The organism is Micromonospora sp. NPDC050495, assembly GCF_040655175.1.
GTDB lineage: Bacteria > Actinomycetota > Actinomycetes > Mycobacteriales > Micromonosporaceae > Micromonospora.
Map to the genome: position 1 here is coordinate 1 of NZ_JBFAJK010000089.1, position 12,208 is coordinate 12,208.

The window sequence follows — 12,208 nt, forward strand, 5'->3', positions numbered from 1 at the left end:
CGCCGCATAACCACACAGCGCCAACCCCATCCCGGCTCCGCTGCGCTACGCCGGGATGCTGCCGCGCGTCTGGACACGGTCATTTTCGGATTAGACCCTCCCCCGCGTCCTCCCTCGATCGCGACGCGGGCCGCGCAACCCGACGCGGCCGGCGTCGCGGAGACGGTTCGGGCCGGTCAGGAGACGGTGAGCAGGAGGTGGTTGACGGCGAGGGCGGTGAGCGCCTGGCCGGCGAGCCACCAGCGGCGGGCGGGCGCCGGCAGGTGGGCGGTGGCGACCAGCAGCCAGACCGCGAAGGGCAGCCAGATCCGTTCCACCTCGGCCTTGCTCATCCCGGACAGGTCGGCCGCGAGCACGGCCAGCGCCGCGCCGGCCGGCAGCAGCACCGTCGGCCCCACCGCCCGCAGCCGCCGCGTCCCCGCCCGGCCCGCCCGCCACCCCGCGCGGGCCGCCAACGCCGTGCGGCGCAGCGCCGGACCGAGCACCGGACCGGCGGAGAGCAGCAGCGCGGCCAGGTTCGCCCAGACCCAGTACCCGTAGGGGCGCTCGGCGGCCCAGCCCTGGTAGTAGCGCTCGACGACCCGGTCGTACCCCTCCCACCAGCGGAAGCCGGCCAGCACGAACGCGGCGGTCACGGCGGCGACCCCGGCGGCGGCGGCCAGCAGCGCGGCCGGCCGGCGGTCCCGGCGCAGCGCGAGCACGACCGCCGCCAGCGCGCCGACCAGTACGAAGCCGTACGACAGGTACAGCGCGAAGCCGAGCAGCAGCCCACCGGCCAGCGCGGCGACCGGGCCCCGGACCGCCAGCAGGGCGAGCCCGGCGGCGACCACGCCGGTGAAGACGGCGTCGCCGGAGGCGCCGAGCCAGACCGCGCCCGGCAGCAGCACCAGGAAGGGCAGCACCGCCCGGGCCGCGTCGGCGGCGCCCAGCGCCCGCAGGGTGACCGGGACCGAGACCACGGCGGTCGCCCCGACCAGCACGCAGCACAGCGCCGCCGCGGTGCCGCCGCCCAGGCCGACCCGGTCCAGCCAGACGAAGACCAGCAGCGCGCCCGGCGGGTGGCCGGCGGTGTGCGTCGACCAGGAGTCGGGCTGGAAGTCGAGGATCCGGTCGGTGAAGCCGGCCAGCATCCGGGGGATGTCCGCCACGCCGGGCACCTCGTGCAGGTACTCGGCCTGCGGGGTGAGCCGCCGGGTCAGCCCCACCGACCAGCCGTCCACCAGGGCCAGGGCGAGCGTCCAGGCGACCGCCGCTGCCCAGCCGGCGGCCAGCAGCGGCCCCCACCGGGCGGTCCGGGCCCAGCGCAGGCCCGGCCCGAGCACGATCCCGGCGACCAGCAGCGCGAGCGGCGTGCCCCAGCCGACGTGCGGGTGCCAGGTGGCGTAGAGCGGGGCCGCGTCCGCGTGCAGCCCGACGCCGCGCCGGTTGAGCACCAGGCCGGCCAGCACCGCGGCGGCGAGCAGCGCCGCCTCGACGGCGAGCACGAGCAGGTCGGCCGGGCGCCGTCGCGGCGTGCGGTCCACGGCCGGCCGGCGGGCCAGGGTCGGTGCGGGTCTCATGACGACCGGACGGTACGGCGGATCGGGCCGTCCCGTCCGCCGAACGGCCGGCCCGTCACCGGACGGTAAGAATCGCCCGTCCGGTAAGGGTTCGGTAAGGACGATCGCGGCGTACGCGGCCGCCCGGCGGCCTAGCGTCGGCGGCATGCCGACTGAGATCGACGTGGTGCTGCCGTGCCTGGACGAGGCCGCCGCCCTGCCGGGCGTGCTGACGGCGTTGCCGCCCGGTTACCGGGCGATCGTGGTGGACAACGGTTCGCGGGACGGCTCGCCGGAGGTGGCGGCCCGGCACGGCGCCCGGGTGGTCCGCGAGCCCCGGCGCGGCTACGGCGCGGCGGTGCACACCGGACTGGAACACGCCGAGACCGAGCTGGTCTGCGTCCTCGACGCCGACGGCTCGTTCGACCCCGCCGAGCTGCCCGCCCTGGTCGCCCCGGTGGCGGCCGGCACGGCCGACCTGGCGGTGGGGCGGCGGCGCCCGGTCCGGGCCGGGGTGTGGCCGTGGCACGCCCGGGCCGGCACCGCGCTGGTCGCCGCGCTGCTGCGCCAGCGCGGGGTGCCGCTGCGCGACCTCAGCCCGATCCGGGTGGCCCGGCGGGAGGCGCTGCTCGGGCTCGGGGTCACCGACCGGGCCTTCGGCTACCCGCTGGAGCTGATGATCCGCGCCGCGGCGGCCGGCTGGCGGATCCACGAGCGTGACGTCGCCTACGCCCCGCGGGCGGCCGGCACCCGGTCCAAGGTCTCCGGCTCGGTACGCGGCACGCTCCGCGCCACCCGGGACTTCGTCACCGTGCTGCGCACCGTGGACGGCCGGCGGTGACGGTCCTGCTGGTGGTGGCGAAGGCCCCGGTGGCCGGGGCGGTCAAGACCCGGCTCTGCCCGCCGGCCACCCCCGCCCGGGCGGCCCGGATCGCGGCGGCGGCCCTGCGCGACACCGTCGACGCGGTGGCCGCCACCCCGGGGGTCACGCCGGTGCTCGCGCTGGCCGGCCGGCTCGCCGAGGCGGCGGACGGCGAGCAGTTGGCCGCCGCGGTCGCCGGCTGGCCGGTCCTGCCGCAGCGGGGCCCGGACCTCGCCGCCCGGCTGGCGCACGCGCACGCCGACGTGGCGGCGGCGTATCCGGGCCGGCCGGTGCTCCAGATCGGCATGGACACTCCCCAGGTGACCCCGTCGGACCTGGCCGGGGCGGTCCGCCGGCTGACCGTCGCGCGGACCGACGCGGTGCTGGGCGGGGCCGCGGACGGCGGCTGGTGGGCGCTGGGCCTGCGCGACCCGCGGCACGCGGCGGCGCTGCGCGGCGTGCCGATGTCCACTGCCGGCACCGGGCGGCTCACCGGGGCGGCGCTGGCCGGGCGAGGCCTGCGGGTGGCGCCGCTGCCGGTGCTGCGGGACGTCGACGGCTGGGCCGACGCGCTGGCCGTGGCCGGCCTGGTGCCCGGCGGCCGGTTCGCCGGGGAGGTCGCCGCGCTGCACCGCGCCCTGGCGCTCGGGGACTCCCGGTGACCGGGGACGGCTTCGCCACCGCGCTGCGCCCGCGGGGCACGCACTGGCTGGTGCACGCGGACGGGACGCGCAGCCGGCTGCCGGTGGAGCGGTGGCACGGTGCGGCCGAGGCGGCGATCCTCGCCGTGGTCGCCCGCTGCGCCGGCCCCACCCTCGACCTGGGCTGCGGTCCGGGCCGGCTCGCCCAGGCGCTCACCCGGGCCGGGGTGACCACGGTCGGGGTGGACGTGTCGGCGCGGGCGGTGGCGCTGACCCGGGCGCGCGGCGCGGTCGCCGTCCAGGCCGACCTGTTCGACCCGCTGCCGGCGGAGGGCCGGTGGCGGCACGCGGTGCTGCTCGACGGCAACATCGGCATCGGCGGTGATCCGGCGGCGCTGCTGCGCCGGTGTCGGGCGCTGCTGCGGCCCGGCGGCAGCGTCCTGGTCGAGCTGGACCCGCCGGGCAGCGGCGCCTGGCGGGGGCAGGCGCGGGTGGTGTCCGGCCGGCGCCGTGGGCCGAGCTTCCACTGGGCCCGGCTGGACACCCGGGCGGTGCCCGAGGTGGCCGCGACGGCCGGGCTGACGGTCCGCGAGGTCTATCCGGCCGGTCGCCGCTGGTTCGCCGAGCTGGCGGCCGGCTGATCCACCGGGCACCGGGAGCGCCTGCCCCGGTCCGGTGGCCCCGGCGCGGTCGGTCAGTCGCCGAGGTTGGCGAGGTCCAGCCGGCCCAGCCGCTCGGGGTCGGCGATCACGTCGATGGTGGCGATCAGTCCGCCGGTGACGGTGAAGGCCAGCACCGAGAGCGGCCGGCCAGCCACCGCGACCAGGACGCCGGCCGCGCCGTTGACCAGCACCGGCCGCGCGAACGGGGAGAACCGTCCGAACGTCGGGGCCTGCGCGGCCACGGTCCGGGCGCCGGTGAGCACGGTGGTGTGCCGGGCGCGGGTGGTCCCGCCGTCGGCGCGCAGCACCACGTCGGGGTGGAGCACGGCGAGCAGCCCGTCGAAGTCGCCGTCGCGGGCGGCGGCCAGGAACGCGCCGACCACCGCACGCTGGCGGCTCAGGTCCGGGTCTGGCGCGGGCGCGCGCCCCTGCACCCGGCGACGCGCCCGGCTGGCCAGCTGCCGGGCGGCCGCCGGCGAGCGCTCGATCAGCGCGCCGATCTCGTCGAACGGCACGCCGAACATGTCGTGCAGCACGAACGCGAGCCGCTCGGTCGGGGTGAGCGTGTCCAGCACCACCAGCATCGCCAGCCCGACCGAGTCGGCCAGCACCGCCGCGTACGCCGGGTCGTCGGTCTCCGCGGCCCGGACGACCGGGTCGGGCATCCGGACCTCGAGCGGTTCCTCGCGGCGGGACCGGCGGGCGCGCAGGGTGTTGAGGCAGATCCGGGCGACCACCGTGGTCAGCCAGGCGCCGAGGTTCTCCACGTCGGCGGCGTCGGTGCGGGCCAGCCGCAGCCAGGCCTCCTGCACCGCGTCGTCGGCCTCGGCGTGCGAGCCCAGCATCCGGTACGCCACCGTGCGCAGCCGCGGCCGTTCCCGCTCGAACCGCTCGGCCAGCCAGCCCTGCTCGTCCATCCGCCGTTCCTTCCCCCTCGGGTCCTACCGGCCCGACCCCGGCCGGGCCGGCGACGTGACGGCCGGTGACCCGCATCACTCCGGTCACACGCTCCGCTCCTGGCGGGTCGAGGAGGTGACGGCACGAACCCTACGGAGGACGACATGAGCGCACCCATCCTGGTCACCGGCGGCACCGGCACCCTCGGCCGCCTGGTCATCCCCCTGCTGCGCGACGCCGGGCACCGGGTGCGGGTGCTCAGCCGCCACGGCGGTCGCCCGGCCGACGGCGTCGCGCACGTCACCGCGGACCTGCTGACCGGGGCGGGCGTGCTGCCCGCGGTGCAGGGCGTGCGTACCGTGCTGCACCTGGCCGGCGGCCCCAAGGGCGACGACGTGGCGGCCCGCACCCTGGTCGACGCCGCGCGGCGGGCCGGCGTCCGGCACCTCGTCCACATCTCGGTCGTCGGGGCCGACCGGGTGCCGCTGGCCTGGCTGCGCTCCAAGCTCGACGCCGAGCGGGCGATCGCCGACTCCGGCGTGCCGTGGACGGTGCTGCGCGCCGCGCAGTTCCACGACCTCACCCTCACCATGTTGGCGAAGCTGGCGGCGCTGCCGGTCGTGCCGGTGCCCCGCGGGCTCCGGCTCGAGCCCGTCGACGCCGCCGAGGTGGCGGCCCGGCTGGTGGAGCTGACCCTGGGCGAGCCGGCCGGCCTGGTGCCCGACCTGGTCGGGCCAGCCCGGTACGGGGTGGACGAGCTGATGCGCGACTACCTGCGGGCGGTCGGCAAGCGGCGGTTGTTCCTGCCGGTCCCGCTCCCGGGGCGGGCCGGGCGGGCGTACCGGGACGGGGACAACCTCGCCCGCGACGGCGCCGTGACCGGCGGACGGAGCTGGGCCGAGTTCCTGGCCGAGCGCCTGGGGCAGCGCGACGTGGCCGCCGCCGGTCGGTGACCCGGGCCGCCCGCCGGACCGGCCCGCGCCGAGCCCGGTCGGGGCGGGCCCGGCCGGAGCGGCCCGCGCCGAGCCGGTCGGGGCGGGCCCGACCGGTCACCGGCCGTCGCGCGCCCGGACCGTGGCCTCGACCAGAGCGGCCGCCTCCGGCAGCCGGGCGGCGTCGGGCGGCCCCAGCCCGGCCCGCCGCCGCGCCGCCGCCGGCACCGACCCCAGCGGGCCCGCGTCGGCCACGTACGCCGACAGCAGCTCACCGGCCACCCCGCACAGCGGCTGCGACCGGTCCACCGCGACCTCGGCCAGGATCAGCGCGGTCATCGCCCGGTCCAGCGCGGGCGGGCCCTCGGTCGCGTTCGTCCAGTCGATGACGACCGGCCCGGCCGGCGTGACGAGCACGTTCAGCGGATGCAGGTCGAGGTGGAGCAGCCGGACCGCCGGATCGGCCGAGCGCGGCGCGGGCAACGCGTGCAGCCGCGCGTGCAGGTCCACCAGCAGGCGCGCCACCGACCGGAGCGGCACGTCACCCGCGACGAACGCCTCGACCAGGGTGGGGCCGGCCACCCGGTCGAGCACCAGGTCCGCACCGTCGGCGTGGTGCACCCGGGGCACCGGGTAGCCGGCGGCGTGCAGGTGGCGCATCACCGCAGCCTCGGCGCGCACGTCGCCACCGGACCGGTACCGGCGCAGCACCCGGTCACCGTCCAGGGCGTACACGTCGGCGGTCCGGCCGGACGCCAGCGGCGGACCCGTCAGCGCGGGAACCGCGCCGCTGCCGTCGGCCGGCGGGACAGTGCGCTGGACCGGGTCGATCGCCATCGGGTCTCCCTCCACCGAGGGGGCCGGCGGCCCAACCCCGCCTCACCGTAGGGCCGATCGACAACGACCCGTACGCCGACTACGGTCGCTGGCACACCGCCCGCTCGCCTCGCCGGCCGGTCCGACCCGCCGGTCGCCGCGCCGCGCCACCGGAAGGGGTCGCCGTCATGACGGTCAGCAGCACCAACACCGCCACGGGTCCGGTCCGCGTCGGTCACGGCCCGCACAAGGTGCTCGCGCTGCACGGCTGGTTCGGCTCGGCACGCGGCTGGGGCTTCCTGCCGGACCTGATCGACCCGGAGCGCTTCAGCTGGGCGTTCCTCGACTACCGGGGGTACGGCGCGCGCCGGGACGTCGCGGGCGACCACACCCTCGCCGAGATCTCCCACGACGCGCTGGAGCTGGCCGACTCCCTCGGCTGGGACACCTTCTCGGTGGTCGGGCACTCGATGGGCGGCAGCGCGGCCCAACGGGTCCTCGCCGACGCGCCCGACCGGGTGGACCGCCTCGCCGGGATCAGCCCGGTCCCGGCCAGCGGGGTGCCGTTCGACCTGCAGGCCTGGGCGCTGTTCGACGGCGCGGCGGCCAACCCGGCCAACCGGCGCGCGATCATCGACCTGACCACCGGCAACCGGCTCTCCGGCCGGTGGCTGGAGGAGATGGTCCGGTTCTCCCTCGACCACTCCACGCCGGAGGCGTTCGGGGCGTACCTCACCGCGTGGGCGCACACCGACTTCACCGACGAGGTGAAGGGCAACGAGGTGCCCGCGCTCGCCGTGGTCGGCGAGCACGACCCGGCGCTGGGCGCCGACACGATGCGCGGGACCTGGCTGCGCCACTACCCGAACGCCCGGCTCGAGGTGCTCGCCAACGCCGGGCACTACGCGATGTACGAGACCCCGGTCCGGCTGGTCACCGTCCTCGAGGAGTTCCTCGGCGCGTGAGCCTCGACCCGACACCCCTGGTCGACCCCCGCACCTTCGTCGACGGCGTCCCGTACGACCTGCTCGCCCGGCTGCGCGCGGCCGGGCCGGTGGTGTGGGTCGAGGAGCCGCCGCTGCTCGGGCTGCCCGGCGGTCCCGGGTTCTGGCTGGTGCTGCGGCACGCCGACGTGACGGCCACGCTCCGGCAGCCGCGGCTCTTCTCCTCCTGGCTCGGCGCCACCCAGATCCGGGACCCGGCCAGCGACGCGGATCTCGGGTACGTGCGGCGGATGATGCTCAACATGGACCCGCCGGAACACGGGCGGCTGCGCCGGCCGGTCGCCCGCGCGTTCACCCCGCGCGCGGTGGCCGCGCTGGAGGCGTCGATCCGGGCGAACGCGGCCGCGCTCGTCGCGCGGGCGCTGGGCGACGCGGACGAGGGGACCTGCGACTTCGTCGGTGATCTCGCCGCGGACCTGCCGCTGCTCACCCTCGCGGACGTGCTCGGCGTGCCCGAGCCGGACCGCCGGCTGCTCTACGACTGGTCGAACCGGGTGATCGGCTTCCAGGACCCGGACTACGCCGGATCGGCCGCGTTCGACCCGGGAGGCGGTACCGCGATGGCCCGCGCGGCGCTGCGCCACCGGCCCGCGCCCGGCCCGGACGGCCGGCTGCCGGACCCGCGCACCCGGGCCGGGATGGCCGACCTCTACGCGTACGCGCACCTGCTGGCGCAGGAGCGGCGCCGCCGGCCCGGGCGGGACGTCATGTCCGTCCTGCTCGCCGAGCGGGGCGAGGACCGGCTCTCGGTGGACGAGTTCGAGAACATGTTCTGGCTGTTCGCGGTGGCCGGAAACGAGACGATCCGCAACGGTCTGCCGGGCGCGATGATCGCCCTGCTGGAACACCCGGCGGAGCTGGACCGGCTGCGCCGGGACCCGTCGCTGTTCGACACCGCCGTCGACGAGTTGCTGCGCTGGTGGACACCGGTGATGGTGTTCCGCCGCACGGCCACGGCGGACACCGCGGTGGCCGGCGTGCCGGTCCGGGCCGGGCAGAAGGTGGTGGTCTCGTTCGCCTCGGCCAACCGCGACGAGCGGGTCTTCGCCGACCCGGACCGGCTCGACCTCGCCCGCCACCCCAACCCGCACCTGGTCTTCGGGCACGGACCGCACTTCTGCCTCGGCGCGCACCTGGCCCGCTGCCAGCTCCGCGCGCTGGTCGGGGCGCTGCTCGCGGGCACCACCAGCATCAGCTACGCGGGCCCGCCGGTCTTCCTCCGCTCGACCTTCCAGCGCGGCGTCAAGCGCCTACCGATCCACTGGCGCCGCTGACCGGGTCGGCGCCGGGCGTCCGCCCGCGGCCCGCCGGGTCGACGTGGTCGCGCCAGGAGTGCCGCGGCTGGTAGCCCAGCAACCGGCGGGCCTTGTCGATGCTGAGCAGCGTCTCGTGCTCGCCGAGCTCCCGACGGACCTCGACGCCGGGGTAGACCTCGGCCATCAGGCTGGCGCTGGACCGGCTCATCACGGTGTCGGCGTTGGCGATGATGAACACCTCGGCGCCGGGGCGGTCGTAGCGCAGGGCCCGCTCGACCGCCTGGGCGCCGTCGCGGGCGTCGATGTAGCCCCACAGGTTCCACCGGCGCAGCCGCGGGTCGGCGTCGAAGGACGGGAACTGCGCGTAGTCCTCGACGCCCATCACGTTGGAGAAGCGCAGGCCGACCAGGACCAGCTCCGGGTCCCAGCGGCTGAAGTGCCGCGCCATCTCCTCCTCGAGCGCCTTGTTCAGCGAGTACGTCGACTCGGGCCGGGGCGGGTACTCCTCGTCGACCGGCGCGTACGGCGGCGGGGTGTCGAACGGCAGCCCGAGCACCGTCTCGCTGGACGCCCACACCACCCGCTTGATCCCGGCCGCCCGGGCGGCGGCGAAGACGTGGTAGGTGGCGGCGGAGTTGTTGGCGAAGGTGGTCGCGTTGGGCAGCAGCCCGGGCGCCGGAACCGCGGCGAGGTGCACCACCGCGTCGATCCGGCCGGCGTGCTCGTCGGCCGCGCCGGTCAGCGCCTCCACCACCTGCCCGTAGTCGGTGAGGTCGACGAGGAGGAACTCGCCCGCCACGTCGCGCGGGTCGCGCCCGCCGGTCCGGTCCACCGCCAGCACGTCGACGCCGACGCGGCGCAGGTGCGCGACCACGGCCCGGCCCAGCTTGCCCGCCGCGCCGGTGACCACCACCCGCCTCGGCAGGGCGTTGTCCCGCAGAGGTTCCGTCATGGCCCCATCCTGACCTGTCCCGCTGCGGGCTGCCGCAACGGGGGTGCCGACCCTTGACCGTGGCGGGTGACCCGCCTAGCTTCATCGATCAGAAAGGTCTCTTAACTAATCCCGCCCGTCCGATGTGGGAGTGCCGATGCGACCGTTCCGCCGCCTGACCGCCCTCGCCGCGCTGGCCACCCTGCTGGTCACCGCCGCCCCACCGAGCACCGCCGGCGCGCACGGCCGCACCGGCTACCACCGGGTCGGCTACTTCACCCAGTGGGGCATCTACGGCCGGGCCTTCCCGGTCAAGAAGCTCGACACCTCCGGGGCGGCCAGCCGCCTCACCCACGTCAACTACGCCTTCGGCAACGTCAGCCCCGACGGGCGCTGCTACCTCGACGGCGGGCCCGGCGAGGGCGACGCGTGGGCCGACTACCAGCGCCCGGTGCCAGCCGAGGAGAGCGTGGACGGCGTCGCCGACGCCTGGGGCGAACCCCTCAACGGCAACTTCGGCCAGCTGGCCAAGCTCAAGGCCCGGCACCCCGACCTGCAGGTGCTGATCTCGCTGGGCGGCTGGAGCTGGTCGACGTACTTCTCCGACGCCGCCCGCACCCCGGAGTCCCGCCGCGCGTTCGTCGCCTCCTGCATCGACCTCTACCTCAAGGGCAACCTGCCGGTCCTGGACGGCGGCAGCGGCGGCCCGGCGGCCGCCGCCGGCGTCTTCGACGGCTTCGACCTGGACTGGGAGTGGCCGAACTGGTCGGGAGAACCGGGCAACGTGATCCGCCCCGAGGACCGGCAGAACTTCACCGCGCTGCTCGCCGAGTTCCGCCGGCAGCTCGACGCGTACGGCCGGCAGACCGGCCGGCACCACCCGCTCACCGCGTTCCTGCCGGCCAACCCGGCCACCATGGACGCCGGCTACGAGGGCCGCAAGATCTTCCGGTACCTGGACTTCGCCACCGTGCAGGGGTACGACTTCCACGGCACCTGGGAGCCGGTGACCAACCAGCAGTCGGCGCTGCGCGTGCCGGCCGGCGCACCCGACTCCCCCGACTTCTCCGCCGAGGTGGCGATCGACGCCTGGCTGGCCCGCGGCGCCCCGCGCGGCAAACTGGTCCTCGGCATCCCCTACTACGGTCGCGGGTGGACCGGCGTCACCGGGGGCGGGGACGGGCTGTTCCAGCCGGCGACCGGTCCCGCCCCGGCCACCTTCGAGCCCGGCTCCGAGGACTACAAGCAGCTCAAGACCCTGCCCGGCAAGGGCTACACCGTCCACCGCGACCTGCGCGCCGGGCACGCCTGGCTGTTCGACGGCACGACCTTCTGGACGTACGACGACCCGGCGGTGGTGCTGCAGAAGACGCTCTACATCCGGCGGGCCGGCCTGGCCGGGGCGATGGTCTGGTCGCTCGACGGCGACGACGACCACGCCACGCTGACCAGGACGATCAGCGTCGGGCTCGGCACCCGGTAGCGGCCACCAGCCGGCCCCGGCCGCCGTCGACCGCCACCGGTCGGCGGCGGCCGGGGTGCGCTCGGCACCCGGAAATCCGGTACGGCCGCCGGCCCGCGCCGGGTTAGCGTGCCGAGATGAACGCCGGCCGCGCGGGCGTACCCCGCCTGCAGTTCTGCACCGACCCGGGTGAGTTCCTCGCCGCGGCCGGTGACCACCTCTCCGCCGATCCCGTGGTCAGCACGGTGGTGGCCACCCTCGCCGAGCGGGCCCGTTCGGAGCGGGCCGACGGGATCGCGCAGCCCGACCGCAACTGGTGGCTGGTGGTCCGCGACGACGCCGGAAAGGTGGTCGGCGCGGGGATGCGCACCGCGCCGTTCCCGCCGTACCCGCCGTTCCTGCTGCCGATGCCCGACGCCGCGGCCGTGGCGCTGGCCCGGGCGCTGCACGAGCGCGGCGAGGAGGTGCGCGCCGTGAACGGCGCCCTGCCCGCCGTCGAGCGCTGCGCCGCCGAACTGGCCCGGCGCGCCGGCGGCCGGGTCGAGGTCGGCCAGCACACCCGGCTGCACGAGCTGGGCGAGCTGCTGCGGCCGGACCCGGTGCCCGGCGCGCTGACCGTCGCCACCGAGGACGACGTGGACCTGGTCGCGCGGTGGTACGACGCGTTCAGGGGCGACGCCGACGAGCAGGCCGGCCGGCCGCGCGGCGCCAGCGCGCACGAGGCCCCCGACCGTACGGACCTGCTGCGCCGGATCGCGACCGGCCGGGTCTGGTTCTGGACCGACGAGACGGGGCGACCGGTGCACCTGACCGCCGCCAACCCGCCGGCGTTCGGGGTCGCCCGCGTCGGCCCGGTGTACACGCCGCCGGAGCAGCGCGGGCGCGGCTGGGCCAGCAACGCCGTCGCCGAGGTCTCCCGGCTGCTCCAGGCCTCTGGCGATCGGGTGTGCCTCTACACCGACCAGGCCAACCCGACCTCGAACAAGATCTACGCCAACCTCGGCTACCGGCCGGTGGTCGACATGGCCAACCTCATCATCGTCCGCTGACCGTTCCCGAGCTGGAGCAGAACCGCGGTCCTTGGCCCTACTCGGCATCACCTGACGACTTTACCGGGGCCCTGAGCGGGCATGACGCTCGATTCAGACTCACCCAAACTGCTTGACCCACCCGCCACGCCGCGTCAGCTCGTCACTCGTTGCGAGAA

At 76.7% G+C, this 12,208-nt stretch carries 12 protein-coding genes; 8 read left to right on the forward strand and 4 right to left on the reverse strand.

From position 1 onward, the window contains the following. Positions 1-176: 176 nt before the first annotated feature. Positions 177-1,559, reverse strand: coding sequence for a hypothetical protein (locus tag AB0I11_RS33440; RefSeq protein WP_357329794.1), 1,383 nt, complete (start codon positions 1,557-1,559; stop codon positions 177-179). A gap of 145 nt (positions 1,560-1,704) precedes the next feature. Between AB0I11_RS33440 and AB0I11_RS33445 the strand changes: the two genes are divergently transcribed. Genes AB0I11_RS33445 through AB0I11_RS33455 form a run of 3 tightly spaced genes read left to right on the forward strand, consistent with a single transcriptional unit; the run spans position 1,705 to position 3,682 of the window. Continuing rightward, entirely contained in the window at positions 1,705-2,379 is a 675-nt protein-coding gene (locus AB0I11_RS33445) for a glycosyltransferase family 2 protein (RefSeq protein WP_357329796.1), read from the forward strand. Beyond that, positions 2,376-3,062: a DUF2064 domain-containing protein gene (locus tag AB0I11_RS33450; protein ID WP_357329798.1), complete on the forward strand. Its 687-nt coding sequence runs from the start codon at positions 2,376-2,378 to the stop codon at positions 3,060-3,062. The genes AB0I11_RS33445 and AB0I11_RS33450 overlap by 4 nt, the downstream gene beginning before the upstream one ends. Next, on the forward strand, positions 3,059-3,682 hold the full coding sequence (locus AB0I11_RS33455; RefSeq protein WP_357329801.1) for a class I SAM-dependent methyltransferase: 624 nt from the start codon (positions 3,059-3,061) through the stop codon (positions 3,680-3,682). The genes AB0I11_RS33450 and AB0I11_RS33455 overlap by 4 nt, the downstream gene beginning before the upstream one ends. 53 nt (positions 3,683-3,735) lie before the next feature. Here AB0I11_RS33455 and sigJ read toward each other — a convergent pair whose 3' ends face one another. Then, positions 3,736-4,620 carry an RNA polymerase sigma factor SigJ gene (gene sigJ / locus AB0I11_RS33460; protein WP_357329803.1) on the reverse strand — a complete coding sequence of 295 codons (885 nt, stop codon included), beginning with the start codon at positions 4,618-4,620 and terminating at the stop codon, positions 3,736-3,738. A 144-nt stretch (positions 4,621-4,764) separates the two neighbouring features. Between sigJ and AB0I11_RS33465 the strand changes: the two genes are divergently transcribed. Continuing rightward, positions 4,765-5,553 carry an NAD(P)H-binding protein gene (locus AB0I11_RS33465; protein ID WP_357329805.1) on the forward strand — a complete coding sequence of 263 codons (789 nt, stop codon included), beginning with the start codon at positions 4,765-4,767 and terminating at the stop codon, positions 5,551-5,553. A 96-nt stretch (positions 5,554-5,649) separates the two neighbouring features. Here the strand turns inward: AB0I11_RS33465 and AB0I11_RS33470 are convergent, their stop codons facing one another. Further along, on the reverse strand, positions 5,650-6,369 hold the full coding sequence (locus AB0I11_RS33470; RefSeq protein WP_357329807.1) for a phosphotransferase: 720 nt from the start codon (positions 6,367-6,369) through the stop codon (positions 5,650-5,652). Positions 6,370-6,536: 167 nt separating this feature from the next. Between AB0I11_RS33470 and AB0I11_RS33475 the strand changes: the two genes are divergently transcribed. Both AB0I11_RS33475 and AB0I11_RS33480 read left to right on the forward strand, forming a co-directional pair. Next, the gene (locus AB0I11_RS33475; protein WP_357329809.1) at positions 6,537-7,313 is read left to right on the forward strand and encodes an alpha/beta hydrolase; all 777 of its coding nucleotides are present in this window, start codon (positions 6,537-6,539) and stop codon (positions 7,311-7,313) included. Next, positions 7,310-8,626, forward strand: a complete 1,317-nt coding sequence (locus AB0I11_RS33480) for a cytochrome P450 (RefSeq protein WP_357329811.1) — start codon at positions 7,310-7,312, stop codon at positions 8,624-8,626. Before AB0I11_RS33475 ends, AB0I11_RS33480 begins: the two co-directional genes overlap by 4 nt. Here AB0I11_RS33480 and AB0I11_RS33485 read toward each other — a convergent pair. Continuing rightward, positions 8,595-9,560 (reverse strand): NAD(P)-dependent oxidoreductase, encoded by a 966-nt coding sequence (locus AB0I11_RS33485; RefSeq protein ID WP_357329814.1) that lies wholly within the window; start codon positions 9,558-9,560, stop codon positions 8,595-8,597. The two genes, AB0I11_RS33480 and AB0I11_RS33485, sit on opposite strands and share 32 nt — an antisense overlap. 136 nt (positions 9,561-9,696) lie before the next feature. On the opposite strand from AB0I11_RS33485, the gene AB0I11_RS33490 reads away from it, so the two are divergent. Both AB0I11_RS33490 and AB0I11_RS33495 read left to right on the forward strand, forming a co-directional pair. Next, positions 9,697-11,022 carry a glycoside hydrolase family 18 protein gene (locus AB0I11_RS33490; RefSeq protein ID WP_357329816.1) on the forward strand — a complete coding sequence of 442 codons (1,326 nt, stop codon included), beginning with the start codon at positions 9,697-9,699 and terminating at the stop codon, positions 11,020-11,022. Positions 11,023-11,138: 116 nt separating this feature from the next. Further along, complete coding sequence (locus tag AB0I11_RS33495; RefSeq protein ID WP_357329819.1) at positions 11,139-12,050, forward strand: GNAT family N-acetyltransferase; 912 nt, start codon at positions 11,139-11,141, stop codon at positions 12,048-12,050. Positions 12,051-12,208: the final 158 nt, after the last annotated feature.

Bases quoted from the DNA above. Each gene is read 5' to 3' on its own strand.
- AB0I11_RS33475 (WP_357329809.1), top strand. From the start codon at position 6,537: ATGACGGTCAGCAGCACCAACACCGCCACGGGTCCGGTCCGCGTCGGT.
- AB0I11_RS33485 (WP_357329814.1), bottom strand. From the start codon at position 9,560: ATGACGGAACCTCTGCGGGACAACGCCCTGCCGAGGCGGGTGGTGGTC.
- sigJ (WP_357329803.1), bottom strand. From the start codon at position 4,620: ATGGACGAGCAGGGCTGGCTGGCCGAGCGGTTCGAGCGGGAACGGCCG.
- AB0I11_RS33445 (WP_357329796.1), top strand. From the start codon at position 1,705: ATGCCGACTGAGATCGACGTGGTGCTGCCGTGCCTGGACGAGGCCGCC.
- AB0I11_RS33470 (WP_357329807.1), bottom strand. From the start codon at position 6,369: ATGGCGATCGACCCGGTCCAGCGCACTGTCCCGCCGGCCGACGGCAGC.
- AB0I11_RS33490 (WP_357329816.1), top strand. From the start codon at position 9,697: ATGCGACCGTTCCGCCGCCTGACCGCCCTCGCCGCGCTGGCCACCCTG.
- AB0I11_RS33440 (WP_357329794.1), bottom strand. From the start codon at position 1,559: ATGAGACCCGCACCGACCCTGGCCCGCCGGCCGGCCGTGGACCGCACG.
- AB0I11_RS33495 (WP_357329819.1), top strand. From the start codon at position 11,139: ATGAACGCCGGCCGCGCGGGCGTACCCCGCCTGCAGTTCTGCACCGAC.
- AB0I11_RS33465 (WP_357329805.1), top strand. From the start codon at position 4,765: ATGAGCGCACCCATCCTGGTCACCGGCGGCACCGGCACCCTCGGCCGC.